This is a genomic window from Fuerstiella marisgermanici (genome assembly GCF_001983935.1).
In the GTDB taxonomy this organism is placed as follows: Bacteria; Planctomycetota; Planctomycetia; order Planctomycetales; family Planctomycetaceae; genus Fuerstiella; species Fuerstiella marisgermanici.
On record NZ_CP017641.1, the window covers coordinates 5,452,500 to 5,467,896 of the forward strand.

A 15,397-nucleotide genomic window follows, 5' to 3' on the forward strand; every position below is an offset into this window, starting at 1 on the left:
AATAACGGGTGCCGCTTTCAGTACCGCCCCCACAACTTCCGGGGCCCGCTCCGGCTGCCGGCATGGGGCAAGGCCGAACGGCCAAACTTCACACCAGCATACACCAGTCGAAAGCCAGAACCATTATGTGCGGTTGACTGGTTCGGGGCGACGAAGCTGGCTTACGAAGTTTGAGCCCGAGTGTTCGATTTCCAGAAAGCTGGCGGTTGCTATCGATGGCTTGTAGATGTGAAACGTCTTCATCAGTCCCAGAGTCGCCGCACTTTCCAATGGTCCAACAAAAGATGCATCGCGACTTCCGAAGTCGTCCCGTTTCATCCACGCTTCCATCTGTTCAGCGGACAGAAACCAACAACCAGAATGAGGGTTCAGAGGACGATTAAGGCGAATCAGTTGTCCCAAAACTCGGGCTTCAATGACGGGGCGGTTTGCGATGTCCTGAAAAGGCCTCGTCGTACGTTGCGGGATATCGCCATCAAGATAAGCCTTTGTCGTCAGATGACCAATGCCCCGTTCGAACCGGTTTGGCAACAGCACGGCGCCAGTTCCGGCAAGCTGCTGAAACCACTCCAGCTTGGCAAATAGCCACGGATCATGGTGAAGCAGGTCGTCCTCCATGTAGCCGTACCAGTCGTAGTTGCCAAAACGTTCGTGTAGCACGCGATAACATTCGAAGCCAAGTTGTCGCGGCTCGCAGTCACACAATTCACGATGATGTTTGGGCGGCACCGCAGGCAGTTGATCCAGCAGGTGCCGACCTGCAAGGCAGCACACCACAACGTCAACAGCCGCCGTTAAACAGTCATTCGCGGCACGCGTTCTGCGCGAATCGATTTGAATGACGCATTGAGGCTGCCCGAACGACTGGTGAATAGACCACAGACTCGCGTTCAGCGTCTTAACGCGGACAGTGCGATTTTCAGTAGAGGAACCGTAACGCTCGGAACCTGGCAGCTCACCAAAGTCACGCTCGCTGAAATAGTGGGGGATGACAATCAGAATTCGCATGATGCTGAAGCTTCGATCGGCGCAATGCGGTCTACGTTCCTGGGTCACCGAGTCGTCCATAGGCCCACCTCCACTTGCGAACCGTTTTCCTGGTTCGAACGACGGTTCGTGAGGGGGCGGCAGTCCGATCGCGTCGGTCGTGGCAAACAGTATACCGACCTCAATCCGACCAGACAGGCAGCAGCCAGACGAAAAGTTTTCCAAATACTGCTTGCGTGGCAAGCCCGGTTCACTACGATAGATGTAATCTAAATAACCAAATTTGGTTTAACCAACATAATCAGGGGAGTTTCATGGCACGACCAAAAGCACCTGAGTTGACCGAGCGAGAGCTCGAAATCATGCGGGTTTTCTGGGACGAAGGTCCAATGACGGCTCAGGAAGTACGTGACCAGTTGCACCAGCGAGGTCCGGATTTGGCATACACAACTGTCGCCACGCTGATTCGGATTCTCAGCGAAAAAGGATTTGTAGAACAGACAAATTCGGAGCGACCGTTTGTCTACAAACCTATCCGGTCGTTCGACGACGTATCCAACAAGCTGGTCAATCATTTACTGAAGCAGGTCTTCGACGGGTCTCGCGAAAAACTGCTCGTCAGCCTGTTTGGCAAACAGAGACTCACAAAAAAAGAACGAGCCGCTTTGGAAGCCATCCTGAAGGAGAAGAAGCAATGAACAACCTTGGGATCGCGTTTATTTGGTTGGCCATGCAAGTGACGCTCTTTTGCTTCGTCGTGCTGATGGTGCATCTTGTTGCACGACAACGCAATGCCGGTTCTGCAACGCCGACATTCACGGGCTTGCTCCTGATCATCGGCCTGACCGCGACACTGCTTATTCCGATGCCGCGATGGTCGTGGAACACGCCGTCCTCCGAAAAGGCGCTGGCAACATCAACAACGAACAGCTCGCAGACAGTAGCGACCGATACGGAAGCTGCCCCGACCGGCGCGACGTTGCCGCCTCAGGAAATGGAGTCCACGTTCGCAGCGGCCTTCGCTGGCTTTGCCAATACCCTTGGCCGTGAACTCGCCCCAACATCTGATGTGCAGTCTAAGAACGGCCTCTCCTGGACAGGTTGGTTTGCTGTCGTAGTCCTTGCCATGGTGGCCTTTGGTCTGTTGCGTCTGCTGGTCGGCTGGGTTTCCGTGCGCCGATGTCTGACACGCAGCGCGGTGATCAACTGTCAGTCCCTGGATGAAACGCTGGACGTATTGCGAGCGGAAATCAACTGTCGCAAGCCTGTGACGATTCTGGAATCGGACGAACTGGCATCGGCCGCAACTGTGGGATGGCGTAAGCCTGTCATCCTACTGCCTTCATCGTGGTCAGACTGGACGCCGGAAGAACAGCGCATGGTGCTGGCTCATGAACTGGCACACATCGTTGCTGACGATGCAGCCGCGTGGATGGCCGCTCAGATCGGACTGCTGCTGCACTTCTATCACCCACTGGTTCACTGGCTGGCGGCTCGACTGCGACTCGAACAGGAACTCGCCGCTGATGCGAAAGCAGCGGAACTCACGGGAGGATCGCAGTCCTACCTTGTCACTCTGGCCGAACTGGCCGTGCGTGAACCTCATCGTGCGGTCACGTGGCCGGCACGAGCATTCCTTCCGACCCGAGGCACTCTTTTGAGGAGAATTGAAATGTTGCGAGACAAACCGACCGGCACCGATCGCTCGCCACGTTGGCGACGGCACTTTGTTATCGCTGTCACCGTGATTGCTGCCATCTTTGTGGCCGGACTTCAGCGTCCGGATTCCGGCGTGGCAGTCGCTCAAACGCCAGCAGCACAAGCGGCAGCCCCGGCAACTGAGGCCGCCGCGTTCAATCTGGACAGCGTACCGAAGTCTGTCGTTTTGCTGGCGGGGATCCGACCGTTCAGGGTCGCAGCGCGCGAGGAGATGCAGCCGCTGGTGAAGTTGATGGAAGAGTCGACCGTCGCGGAGAAAACCGGCATTCGCATTGCAGACATCGATCAGTTTCTGATCATGGCAGTTCCAAGGGCGAACGTCGACAGGCCGCAGTTGGCCGAACCCGTGTTGGAATTGCGAATGTTGAAGCCGACAGATTTCAGCGGGTTCATGAAGCAACACATCGGCGTAGGATCCACCAACCAATCCGTCGACGGATTCAGCGTTGTCGCCAATAACAACCCAGTCACAGAACACTCGCGGTGCGCATTCATGGTTGACGAACGCACAGTGCTGTTCGGTCCCTGGCACGCCTTGAAGGGTATTCTTGAATCACGTCGCGATGCCGAAGGAGGGCCTGACTGGATGGAACGCTTGCAGACGGTCGACAAAGGAGATGCTCTGTTTGCCTTTGACGTCATTTTTCTCCGAGGCGAAATGGAACAACAATTCCGGCAACGTCCAAATCCGATGCTCGGCATGGTGGCACCACTCTGGCAGAACACCAATCAGGTGATCGCCGGTGCCGGGATTGGTGACGAGATGTCATTGAGCGTTCATGGCTGGGGTGACGACGAAGCGGCTGCGGAAAAGATTCAGACAACGCTGCAGGCACTGATTCCCGTTGCCAACGGGATGCTGATGGGGGCGAAAGCCTCGGCCCAAAATGCGGAAGGCCCTGAGAAGAAAGCGATGACGGAATCAATTGCCATCGCCGAAAATGTCATGCCGTCGGTGAAGGTGACTCGCGACGGCAACAAGGTCACGGTCGATGCAACCGGAGAAGGCATCAAACTGGCCACGATGACCGGCCTGTTGTTGCCAGCCATTCAGGCGTCGCGCGAAGCGGCGCTGCGCACTCAAGGGCAGAACAACATTAAGCAGATCTTTCTGGGCCTACACAGCTATTACGACGTAAATGGTAGCTTTCCGCCCGCTGTGTTGCTCGGCCCCGATGGTAAGACGAAATACAGTTGGCGAGTCGCCATTCTGCCGTACATAGATCAAGCCAACCTGTACAATGCCTATGACCGCAACGAACCGTGGGACGGACCGAACAATCGTAAGCTGCTGGATCAGATTCCAGAAACATTGCGAAGTCCCAAAGCGCCAAAAGGCTCGCTCAACACCAGCTATTTTGCACTGGTGGGCGAGCACACGGCCTTTGGCAACGCACCTGGAAAGGGGCGATCAATGCTGGACATCACTGACGGTACGTCCATCACCATCATGGTCGTGGAAACGAAACGCGAGACGCCGTGGACGAAGCCGGAGGACATTCCGTATTCGGCCGACGATCCGCTGCCAAAATTTGGCGGATATCACGAAGGCGGGTTTCAGGTGGGCATTGCAGATGGACGGGTTCGGTTCGTCTCTGAGAACATCGACATGACGCTGCTCAGATCCCTGATCACCTGCGATGGCGGTGAGGTAGTCAACTTCTGAACCAGCCGGTCAGCCACCATTGAACGGAAGCCCGGCATCTCAAAAGTGCCGGGCTTCTATGTTAAGTACGCAAAAGGACATCAGCGGCATGCCGTTGGCGGTACACGCTCGCCGTGCATGACGTGCAAAGTCAACAATTTCTTCGTGAGAATTGCATTCCAACTTCTGGGGAAGTTACAATCGGAAATTGTTAGCTTTATTACCGCATACGAAGAGCGGCACATTCTCCGGGAAAGACAAACTGTCCGCCGTAGAATGTCGCTTCGTGTTTTTTCATTCTTCCTTCAATCTCAAAGGACACGTCATGCGTAGTTTTCATCTCACGAGAAGCGGCCGCCAACGGGCGTTTACGCTAATCGAATTGCTGGTTGTGATTGCGATTATTGCAATCTTGATTGCTTTGCTACTTCCTGCGGTGCAGCAGGCACGCGAGGCGGCACGGCGAACGCAATGCAAAAATAACCTGAAGCAGGTTATGCTCGCGTTGCATAATTACCATGACGTCCATACGACGTTTTCGCAGGGACAATCACCAAGGCAGCCGATTGAGCACTGTTGTGGTGGTAACTGGCGCGTACAGGCTCTGCCGTATATCGACCAGGCGAATGTGTACAACAGCATCGACTTCAGCGGCAACTACAACTTCGGCGGCAGCCCCGCCGGCCATTATGCAGCGTACCGTGGAGGTGCTGAAATTCTGGCGGGTCTCACCGTGCCGGGCTTCGTCTGCCCCTCAAGCCCGCTCCCGACTAACGACTCTTCTGTCGTCAATAACCCACAGCTGGGGCAGACCCATCATTACGTCGGAATTTCCGGGGCGCTGGGCGTCGGTAGAGGCAGCGATATTACGACCGACTATGGCGGCATTGTGCGAGGCAACGGAATGCTGGGGGTAAATCGGCATGCGAAGATACGCGATGCAATTGATGGCACCTCGAACACGATCATGGTCTCAGAACAGTCTGCGGACGTAAATGTCGACGGCAACATCAAGAACCTGACCAGCAACTACTATGGGGGCTGGTCTGGTCAGGCCGGCGGCATCGCCACCGACAGGGCAGGCCGTCCTCACTGGGGAGCTGGCACAACCTGTCTGCGGTATCCAATCAACCATGGCATCGGCAAACAACTCGTTGCTGCGGCGTCCATCCCTGGTGCAGACAATACCTGGGACTTCAACACAATTGTGAACTCATTCCATACAGGCGGGATTCAAGTCGGCATGGGAGATGGCAGCGTGCGTTTTATCTCTGAGAACCTCGATTTCGGAACCTTGCAAAGGCTTTGTTCCATGAACGATGGTGAGGTCGTTGGTGAATTCTGAACGAAAACCGTTCACCGTCACCGTGGTTCATTCTTGATATCTCAGGCCGGTTGGTTTGAAACAACGGTTTCAGGCTAACCGGCTTCTTGTGTCCGTCGTTGCAGCTAATTTGCCAAGGAAAGCTTAGAAGGTCAAACGATCATGCGAAATGCGAAATTCACAGCAATCGCGACAGTATTTTGCCTGTTGCCGCTCACCCATCTCGGTTGCGGCGGTGGCGGCAAGGACATTGGTCCTACTGGAACCGTTGAGGGAACGGTAACTTTGGGCGGTAAGCCACTCACCAAAGGTTCTATCGTGTTTTACGATAAAGGCACTGGCAATAGTGGCGGTGCCGATTTGGATGCCGACGGGAAGTTCAAGTTTACGACTCCAATCCCGGTAGGCACATACGCCGTATCGTTTCCTGCAGCGGCAATGTCGGCTCCTCCACCCGATGATCCAGAGGCGGACAAGCTTGCCAATCAGGGCAGCGGTGTACCCGTGAAGTATCAGGATGGAAACACGTCCGGCATCACGGCTGAGGTCAAAGAACAGGATGAACCAAACACATACACGTTCGAACTAAAATAGACCTGTTCCATTGGGTACTGCGCCACCGACATGCCTTCACACGTCGAGAACGATTCACATGATGAGTCTGAATCTCAAAGCGGGTCCTGGCGGCGGCAGCTCTCCATCCTGGGTGGCGCATCGCTGCTGTTGATTAGCTGCCTTGTATGGTCCTCCCGCGGATCAGCACCGTCCAACGAAACACTGGTCGGCGCTGAAGCTGCCGTGGCGACAGGTGACATCCGAACTGCAGAACAACTGTCGCAGGAAATCCTGCGACAGTATCCGCTCAATAGTCGTGCCCGGCTGGTATATGCCAAGTGCCTGCAGGCACGGAATCGTCCTGAAGAAGCAATCGAATTGTTACGGGATATTGCGATCGCAGAGTCGCCTCAATCGGCCGAAGCCGCCCGGCTGGCAGGCGACATCCTCTTTCTGACACTCTACCGTCCGTCCGAAGCGAACGATCAATACAGGCAGGCACTCAAGTGCGATCCGGCATCAGTGGAAGCGAACGATCGCCTTTCCGTACTGCTGGCTGTCACCGGACAATGGTGGGAACACATTCCCGTGCGGCTCGCGACGCTGCGAGAAGGGCGATTTAACGCGATGGATCTGCTGGTCCTCGCGCTGGCGGACAAAGCGCTCTTAAATCCGGAACTTGCAGAGCAGATGGCAAGAGTCTCGCCGGACGATCCGTTCGTTCTGTTGGCAAATGCGCGGTTGGCCATCGAAGACGAACAACACGACGCGGCTATCAGGCTGCTCACGCGAGCCGTCGCTCAGAACAACGATCTTGTTCAGGCTCAAGTGATGCTGGGTACGGCGTACTTTGAACAGAGAGACGAGATTCGATTTGCAGACTGGCTGCGCGAACTTCCGCTATCTGCCGACGAACATCCGAGTATCTGGACTCTTCGCGGAAAATGGGCTCTGCACCGAGAGGAGCCGGAGACTGCACTACGCTGTTTCTGCGAGGCGGTTCAACGAGATCCCAATCATTCGGACGCAATGTATCAGGCTGGCCGAATTCTGGAATCAATGGACCGCAGCGCAGACGCTGCTCCATTTTTTCAAAGAGCGTCGCGGTTGCAGGAATTTAGCAATGCCGTAAAAACCGCCGACAGTGAGGACGCTCTTGCGGAAATCCGCCGCACAGCGGAGCTGGCAGAATCGCTGGGAAACTTCTGGGAAGCATGGGCCTGGGCCACAATCGCCGCATCGCACCAAAGCCGCCCCGCGTGGGCTTATGAAATCGCATCACGTCTGACGCCTCTGCGGTCTACGCTGCGACTCCAAAGAACTCTTGCGAAACACAACCCTGTAAATTCGTTCGATTACAAAAACCTGCCTTTGATTGAAACAATCGATCAGACGACAGAAACGAACGCTACAGAATCGCCCCGGATTTCAAACGAGCAATTTGTTTTTCGCGATCGAGCCGCTTCGGCGGGCATCGACTTTCAGTATTTCAATGGTTCGCACGATGTTGCCGAAGGCGTGCGGCACATGTACGAAGTCATGGGAGGCGGCGTTTCTGTACTGGACTTCAATGGCGACAACCGGCCCGATATTTTTCTGACGCAAGGTAGTCGCTGGCCCATTAAAGAATCGAATCATGAATTTCTCGACCGTTTGTATCTGCACGCCGGTGACGGCCACTTCGTTGATGTCACCCAGAATTGCGGCATTGTTGAAAGCGGGTTCAGCCAGGGAACAACGGTGGGAGATTTCGATTCCGACGGATTCCCCGACCTTCTGGTCGCTAACATTGGCCGCAACCGTTTGTTCCGCAACAACGGCGACGGCACGTTTCGTGACATGAGTCAAGAAGTCCGCTTCAATGATGATGCCTGGTCCACAAGCTGCGCTATCGCTGACATGACGGGGGACGGACACCCGGAAATTTTCGTCGTGAATTATCTTGCTGGTAAAGACGTCTTTACACGAACCTGTGGGCCACAACTCGACCGGGTTTGCCTGCCCCAGCATTTCCCAGCCGCCACCGATCAACTGCTATGGAACCTCGGCAACGAGCAGTTTCAGGACGTTACCCATTCGTCCGGCATCACTGTGGACAACGGCAAAGGATTGGGCATTGTGGTTGGCTCATTCGGCGACGGCCCCGGTTTGGACGTCTTTGTCGGCAATGACACGGTGTCCAATTTCTACTTCAAAAACCAGGGTAATGATTCCAACAACGCACCCCGTTTCCAGGAAACGGCAATGGTCTCAGGGCTGGCCGTCAATGGCCGCGGGACCGCTCAGGCATGCATGGGTATCGCGGCCGGCGATGCCGATGGAGATGGCGCGACTGATCTGTTTGTCACCAACTTTCACGGCGAATCCAATACGCTGTATCGTCAACTGGGCGGTGGCGTTTTTGAGGACAGCACGCTGCGTAACCGACTGCGTCAGCCAAGCCTTTCGAAACTGGGTTTTGGTACTCAGTTTCTGGACGCGGATCTCGACGGGCGGCTCGACTTGGTCGTCGCCAATGGGCACATCGACAATAACAGCGACGATGGTCGGACCGATTATCAAATGCGGCCTCAGTTTTTCGTCAACCAGGGATCCGCGGGGTTCCTCGAAGTCAGCCCACAGACACTGGGGCCGTATTTTGAAAATAAGGTTCTGGGGAGAGCATTAGCGCGAGCCGATTGGAATTGCGACGGTCAACCGGACTTCGTCGTGACTCACCTTGATGCACCCGTTTCTCTCATGGAGAACATGACGCGGCCGAGCGGTAACTTTGTCGTGATTGACCTGCACGGAGTGCGCTCCAGCCGCGATGCGATAGGTACTATGGTGCAGGTCGAAACAGCAAATCGAACTCTGACTCAACAACTTACGGCGGGGGACGGATTCCAGGCCAGTAATCAACGAGTGCTGATGTTCGGTTTGGGTGAAGACAAAGCAATTCGAAAGTTGACCGTCCGCTGGCCATCCGCCCAACGAAATGAATATCGAGAACTGCCTGTTAACACCCGCCTGTCAATCGTCGAAGGTCGGCAGACGGTGTTCGACGTGCCGCACGAAAGATGAGCTTTTTAATGGGTGCTCCATCACTGCCAACCGAACAGCATGACCGTCGTTCTCGATGGTGGCTTGGTTCTGCAGTTGCAGTGCTAGTGATTGCAATTTTGGGTGGAGCCTATTGGGTCACGCGGCCAGACACCGCCGTGCTGATGCAGGACGCTCGTCTAAAATTCCTGCACGGCGACGATGAACGGGCGATGCATACGGTGGAACAGGTTCTGCTGCATGAACCCAATAATGAAGCCGCACTGGTTCTTGCCGGTGACATTTCCTTCGCATTGGAAGAGTTCGATCAGTCGCTCGCCTTTTATCGTCGAGTTCCCAACGGCGATTCCGAAGCCGCCATTCATGCAAGAATGAGGTGCGGGCGAATTGAAATGCATCACACAGGAAACGCTGTGGCGGCGGAAGCAGATTTTCGAGCGGCATTAGAACACGTTCCCAACGACCGCAACGCGCTGTTTCAGCTTGTGAGTTTGCTGGGAATTCAGGCCCGTCGCAGCGAGGCGGTTCCATTTGTTCTGCGCCTGTTTCGACAGGGAGCGTTTAACTCCGATTTCTTGGCATTGCTGCAATCAGAAAACGGCGCGCTGTTTAATGCGGAGGAACTTCAACGCTACCAGGACACCGTTCCAGACAGTCCGGGAGTCCTAGTTGGTATGGCATGGCACGCGCGCAACTCCGGCAGCAGTAGCGACGCGATTGAGCTGCTCACTCGCGCGACTATGATCGATCCGGACTTTTCGGAAGCTCGCATTGCCTTGGCGGATTTGCTGTGGGAATCAGGCCAACACGACCGATTGCGGATGCTGCTGGGTGAACATCCATCGTCAGAGATTGACGATCCCCGATTCTGGCTGATTCGTGGACAACTGGCAGAACACGACAACATGCCCGAGCCTGCAGCGCGGTGCTACTGGGAGACACTGCGGCGGGATAGCACCCAACGGAATGCCGCCTACAAACTGTTTCAATACTTCACTACGGTTAAAGATGACCGCGCCGCTGCATGGCTGGAACGTCGTATCGACACGCTGCTCGAACTGCGAACGACATCGGACGTTGTGACTTCGACACAGCTTGCCGACACGCATCAGGTACGCCGGCTGGTCGAGCAGTTGGAGCATGTCGGCCGAGACTGGGAAGCATGGGGATGGTGCCGCGTGGCTCAATCAATTGCCGCCGACGCAGTTTGGGCCGTAACAAAAGCTGATGCACTGCACGTCCGACTGCAGGATGCGCCGCTGACTCGTGTGAACCGTCCGGCGGAATTACCGTTTAACCTATCTGACCTTCCGGTTCCCCGCTGGCAAGCGGACCTCAGTCGCGCCGATCCAAGGACGACCGTGCCAAAATCTGCAGTGACGTTTCGAGATGATGCGGAATCGGCAAACCTGAAGTTTCAGTATTTCAACGACCCGAGTCCGCCAAATTCAGGGCAACGCATGTACGAGTTCAACGGTGGCGGCTGTGGCGTGCTGGACTTCGATGCAGACGGCCACCCCGACATCATTTTCCCGCAGGGGTGCCGCTGGGATTCTCGCGGGAATCAAAGAATGCACATTGACCGGCTCTTTCGAAACCTCGGCGGCGGCAGATTCGCTGACGTCACGGATTCGGCCAGCCTGTTTGAAAACCGGTTCAGCACCGGCGTCGCGGTAGGCGACTTTGACAACGATGGCTTCGCGGACTGCTATCTTGCCAACATTGGCGACAACCGACTTTTCCGCAACAACGGCGACGGGACATTCACCGATGCTACAGCACGAGCCAATGTCGGTGATCCACGCTGGTCGACAAGTTGCCTGATCGCAGACCTAAACGGAGATTCGCTGCCTGATATTTATTCTGTCAACTATCTGGAAGGCGAGTCAATCTTCGAAACCGTCTGTCAGCACGACGACGGCCAGCCTCGTATGTGTATGCCCTTCCACTTTCCCGGCTCGCAAGACCAGTTGTACCTGAATTCGAACGACGGAACATTTGTGAATGCCACCAAAGAATCCGGAGTCCGGGTTCCTGACGGAAAAGGGCTGGGAGTTGTGGCGGCAGACTGGCACGGCCGCGGTCGGTTGAGTCTGTTGGTCGCCAATGACACTGTGGCGAATTCGTTTTTCGTGAATCGTCACTCACCCCCTGCTGGTGGCGACAGCGGGCCGATCTTTGAGGAACGCGGTATGACATCCGGAATTGCCCTGAACCACGTTGGCCGAGCGGAGGGTTGCATGGGGATCGCGATCGGCGACATTGATGACGATAGCGGACTGGACGTGTTCATTACGAACTTCCTTCATGAATCAAACACATTGTATCGTTCCCTGCCCGGAGCGATCTTTGCCGATGCGACGAAGGAATTGGGACTTGCTGACCCAAGTCTACCGATGCTGGGCTTCGGCACTCAGTTTCTTGACGCGGATCTGGACGGTCGCCTGGATCTGATCGTGGCGAACGGACACATCGATGATTATCGCCGCTATGGTCGACCGTACCAAATGGCCCCGCAGCTGTTCTACAACGCAGGCGAAGGGCAGTTCATAGAACAGCCAGGTTCCACCACTGGTCCGTATTTCACGCAACAGTATCTCGGTCGCAGTCTGGCTCGCTGGGACTGGAATGGCGACGGTCGGGAAGACGCAGTAATTTCAAATCTGGATCAGCCAGCCGCGTTACTGACGAACACGACTCTGCCGCACGGAAGATCCCTCACACTGCAGCTGCGCGCAGTAGCCTCCTCCCGAGACGCCATCGGCACCACGGTGACAGCGACCGTTGGTGAGCGAACAATTTCGCGACAGTTGACTGCTGGTGACGGTTATCAGGCGAGCAATGAGCGTTCGCTGGTCTTCGGGCTCGGAGATTCTACTCGCGTCGATCAAATTCGGATTGCCTGGCCTTCAGGTGAAGTTGAGTCCTGGGAAAATCTTCCGGGGGACGGACGGCATGTTGTGATCGAAGGTAGAACCCGCGCGTATTCGATCGACGAATGAGGTCTCCCCGCCAGCAAAATGTGACATTACAAGGGTCACTACTGCCGCTTTCAGAGCGATCCGCAAAACCGGCGCCCCTGATTCTCTGAGACAGGGTGGTAGAATCCCCCGGAAGTTTTCCCCGCCGGAAGAATCCCGCATCATCCAGTTCTCCGACTGTCTTTGCCGTGACGAAGTAAGGTTCGTCAGATGAATGCGGGCTCAACAGAATTCGACATCCGCGCCTGCTGCTGCGCCAAAGATGTCATTACGGAGTCCTCGCCGAACGATGCAGATTCAATCGCCCACTCCCGTCTCCCGCATATACTCCATAGACAAAATGCACCCGGCTGCAGGCAGCCGCGCGGCCCCATTGAAGTGTTGCAACGGACAATTCAAAAATGGCGTCGCAAAACGGGACCAGTTTCGATCTGACTACGACCAGCTCGTCACTCAACTTAGTCCGCGAGAACGTGAGGTATATCAGTTGTTGCTGCAGGGGCATGAAAGTAAGCAGATTGCGTTGCTGTTGAGCATCAGTCCCAGCACTGCAGAAAAACATCGCCTGGCGGTTGTGCGGAAAATGCAGACCGAGAACGTGGTGCAGCTTCTGATTCAGAAGTTCGAAGCCACCGGCACCTTGTGCGACTATGCCAACGTCAGCACGCCGCAGACGAAAGCCGCTTGAAGAGTCCACGCTCCGGACTCTGAAGACATCGAAGACACCTCCCTCCTTCGCAGCAACGCTAAACACCGGCAACTGGTTACCGTTGTTCCATTTCGTCCACTTTGGTCGATCGCGAAGGAGGGATTTTTATGCGCGGCGCTCGCGGGGAATAACCGGCGCACAACGGCCAGCAGCTATGACTACACGCACCCAATACTTCCGCATAATTGGTACAGCCTGCCGAGGGGCTGGTTCGTTTTGACGGCGCGTGTTCATCACTCAAAACGTTGGTGAATCGGCAGCAATCGCGGAACGCGACGTTCGAAGTGGAGAATTTCGCTATTACTCGCGAGGGTTTCATCCGCCGATGCTCAAAATTACTGGCACCTCTCTGCGGGTTTCTACGGCCTGGTACACCCGCACAATTTTGGACAACGCCGGAAGCGAGGTTGCTTCCCATGGCGACGACGGAGTGATTCATGATACGCCTGAGAACGTTTCGCAAGTTTCTTTCGACCACGTTCGCGACAGCCGCTCTGGCTGTACCGACGTTCGCGCAGGAAACTGTGCCGGAATTGCCCGAGCTTGGTGACGGTCCTGCCATCGCTGCCCCCGTCCACGCAGAAGGGCTCGGCCGGCCCCTTCAGTCGGTCGACCACGGAACGGCAACAGCACCGCTGCAGCAGGTTCCTCCAGAAGCGTGGTGGACCGAATCCGTCGCTCAACCGATGCGACCGGAACACCAGCAGGTGCAGATCGGTATCGAAGACCTTCTGGTACGATCGTTGACCCATTCGTCGCAGGTGCGAGTCTTCAGTGAGCTGCCGTTGATTCGCGAAACGTCGATCATCGAAGCCGATGCAGCATTCGACTGGCACGCCTTCCTGGATACTCGCTGGGACGACATCAGCGACCCTGTCGGCAACACGCTGACGGTCGGCGGCGGCGGAACTCGTTTCCACGACCACAACCTGTCCGCATCGGCAGGAGCTCGCAAGCGAACGCGCACCGGCGGACAACTGGAGCTGGCTCAGCGGTTCGGTTTTCAGGACACCAACTCCACCTTCTTTCAGCCCGACCCGCAAGGCACCTCGCGTCTGGTGCTCAGTTACACTCAGCCGTTAATGCGAGGCCGCGGCCAGGTCTATAACAACAGCCTGAAGGTGTTGGCTTCTCTGGACACCAATATTGCGAAGGAAGAGTTCAGCCGTCAGTTGCAGTCGCATTTGTTGGAAGTCGTGCGAGCGTACTGGGGCTTGTATCTGGAACGCGGCGTCTGTTTGCAGAAGGCACGAGCGTTCAACCGAGCCAAAGAAATTTACGATCGTCTACAGCGCCGCAGAGCAATCGACACCTTTGAAAGTCAGTTGATCAGCGCCGAAGCGGAATTGAAATCGCGTGGATCAGCACTGCGTCGTTCGGCCGCTGCTGTGCGAAACGCCGAAGACCGTATTCGAGCCCTCGTGAACGACCCCGGGCTGGGGCAAGGCGAATACGAATTGCTGCCAATTGACAGGCCCTCGGCCGCCGGGTTCCCGGTTTCTATGGACGAAGCTCTGTCGGCGGCGGTGCAGTGTCGGCCGGAAGTGAATCAGGCATTAAAGCAGATTCAGGCGGCGTGTGTGCGAGTCAACATGTCCAAGAATGAGATGATGCCCGTGCTGAATCTGGTGACGGAAACCTACGTCAGCGGCCTTCGAGGGAACGGCAACGTCGGCGGCGCAATCAACGACCAGTTTGGAGTCGGCGAACCCAGCTACTCAATCGGTCTGCAGTTCGAAGTGCCAATCAATAACCGAGCTGCTCGAGCCCGCCACACACGACGCCATCTGGAAATGCGTCAACTTCAAAACCAGTACGAAACAACAATTCAGACGCTGAAGCTGGAAACACGTGTTGCGGTGCGAGAAGTCGAAACATCGTTCGATGAACTCGACACAAAGTTCAGCGCGATGCAGGCGATGGAAGCAAAATCAGATTACATCCTGCGTCGTTGGGAACTGCTGCCTGGTGAAGCTCGGACCGGCAGTCAGGTGCTGGAAGATTTGCTGGCCGCACAATCCCAACTGATGCGAGCCGAGAACGAATATCTTACGTCGATGGTGACGTACAACTTGTCTCTGGTGAATCTTAAAAGAGCCACCGGAATGCTGCTGCAACACGAACAGGTGGCGATTGGGCGGACGTGCATCAACGGTCTGCCGACTCAGATAGTGGACAAGCCGTTCATGGAATTTACGCAGGCCGCGCCGCCAGCGACTGAGTTCCATCAACATCTGGAAGAACGAACCTTCCATCCCATGGAAAGTACTCAGCCAAGTCAGCCATCGGAACCTGCGACGGCGGAAGAGGTGACTCCGGAACCACCACCGGTCCCCACGCAACAGACGTCATTCGAACGATCGCAGTCATCCTCACAGAAGAAAGGTTCCGTGTTCGGAAGGATACTTCGGCGTTACAGCGAACCTCGCTGACTT

Annotated in this window: 9 protein-coding genes; 8 read left to right on the forward strand and 1 reads right to left on the reverse strand. The window is 55.8% G+C overall.

Annotated elements, in window-relative coordinates; translation table 11 throughout:
- Positions 1-123 precede the first annotated feature (123 nt).
- The gene (locus tag Fuma_RS20245; RefSeq protein ID WP_077028445.1) at positions 124-1,008 is read right to left on the reverse strand and encodes a hypothetical protein; all 885 of its coding nucleotides are present in this window, start codon (positions 1,006-1,008) and stop codon (positions 124-126) included.
- A gap of 293 nt (positions 1,009-1,301) precedes the next feature.
- On the opposite strand from Fuma_RS20245, the gene Fuma_RS20250 reads away from it, so the two are divergent.
- The 8 genes from Fuma_RS20250 to Fuma_RS20285 all read left to right on the forward strand — a co-directional run bounded on the left by Fuma_RS20250 (position 1,302) and on the right by Fuma_RS20285 (position 15,394).
- Positions 1,302-1,685: a BlaI/MecI/CopY family transcriptional regulator gene (locus Fuma_RS20250; protein ID WP_077025718.1), complete on the forward strand. Its 384-nt coding sequence runs from the start codon at positions 1,302-1,304 to the stop codon at positions 1,683-1,685.
- Positions 1,682-4,372 carry a M56 family metallopeptidase gene (locus tag Fuma_RS20255; RefSeq protein ID WP_077025719.1) on the forward strand — a complete coding sequence of 897 codons (2,691 nt, stop codon included), beginning with the start codon at positions 1,682-1,684 and terminating at the stop codon, positions 4,370-4,372. The genes Fuma_RS20250 and Fuma_RS20255 overlap by 4 nt, the downstream gene beginning before the upstream one ends.
- Positions 4,373-4,523: 151 nt before the next feature.
- Positions 4,524-5,696, forward strand: a complete 1,173-nt coding sequence (locus Fuma_RS20260) for a DUF1559 domain-containing protein (protein WP_229360694.1) — start codon at positions 4,524-4,526, stop codon at positions 5,694-5,696.
- Positions 5,697-5,837: 141 nt separating this feature from the next.
- Positions 5,838-6,269 (forward strand): hypothetical protein, encoded by a 432-nt coding sequence (locus Fuma_RS20265; RefSeq protein WP_083732187.1) that lies wholly within the window; start codon positions 5,838-5,840, stop codon positions 6,267-6,269.
- Between the two features lie 30 nt (positions 6,270-6,299).
- A complete protein-coding gene (locus Fuma_RS20270; RefSeq protein ID WP_077025721.1) occupies positions 6,300-9,293 on the forward strand; it encodes an FG-GAP-like repeat-containing protein in 2,994 nt (997 codons plus the stop codon).
- A gap of 8 nt (positions 9,294-9,301) precedes the next feature.
- The gene (locus Fuma_RS20275) at positions 9,302-12,274 is read left to right on the forward strand and encodes a CRTAC1 family protein (protein WP_158521073.1); all 2,973 of its coding nucleotides are present in this window, start codon (positions 9,302-9,304) and stop codon (positions 12,272-12,274) included.
- A 319-nt stretch (positions 12,275-12,593) separates the two neighbouring features.
- Positions 12,594-12,941, forward strand: coding sequence for a LuxR C-terminal-related transcriptional regulator (locus Fuma_RS20280; protein ID WP_158521074.1), 348 nt, complete (start codon positions 12,594-12,596; stop codon positions 12,939-12,941).
- Positions 12,942-13,399: 458 nt separating this feature from the next.
- Positions 13,400-15,394 carry a TolC family protein gene (locus Fuma_RS20285; RefSeq protein WP_077025724.1) on the forward strand — a complete coding sequence of 665 codons (1,995 nt, stop codon included), beginning with the start codon at positions 13,400-13,402 and terminating at the stop codon, positions 15,392-15,394.
- Positions 15,395-15,397: the final 3 nt, after the last annotated feature.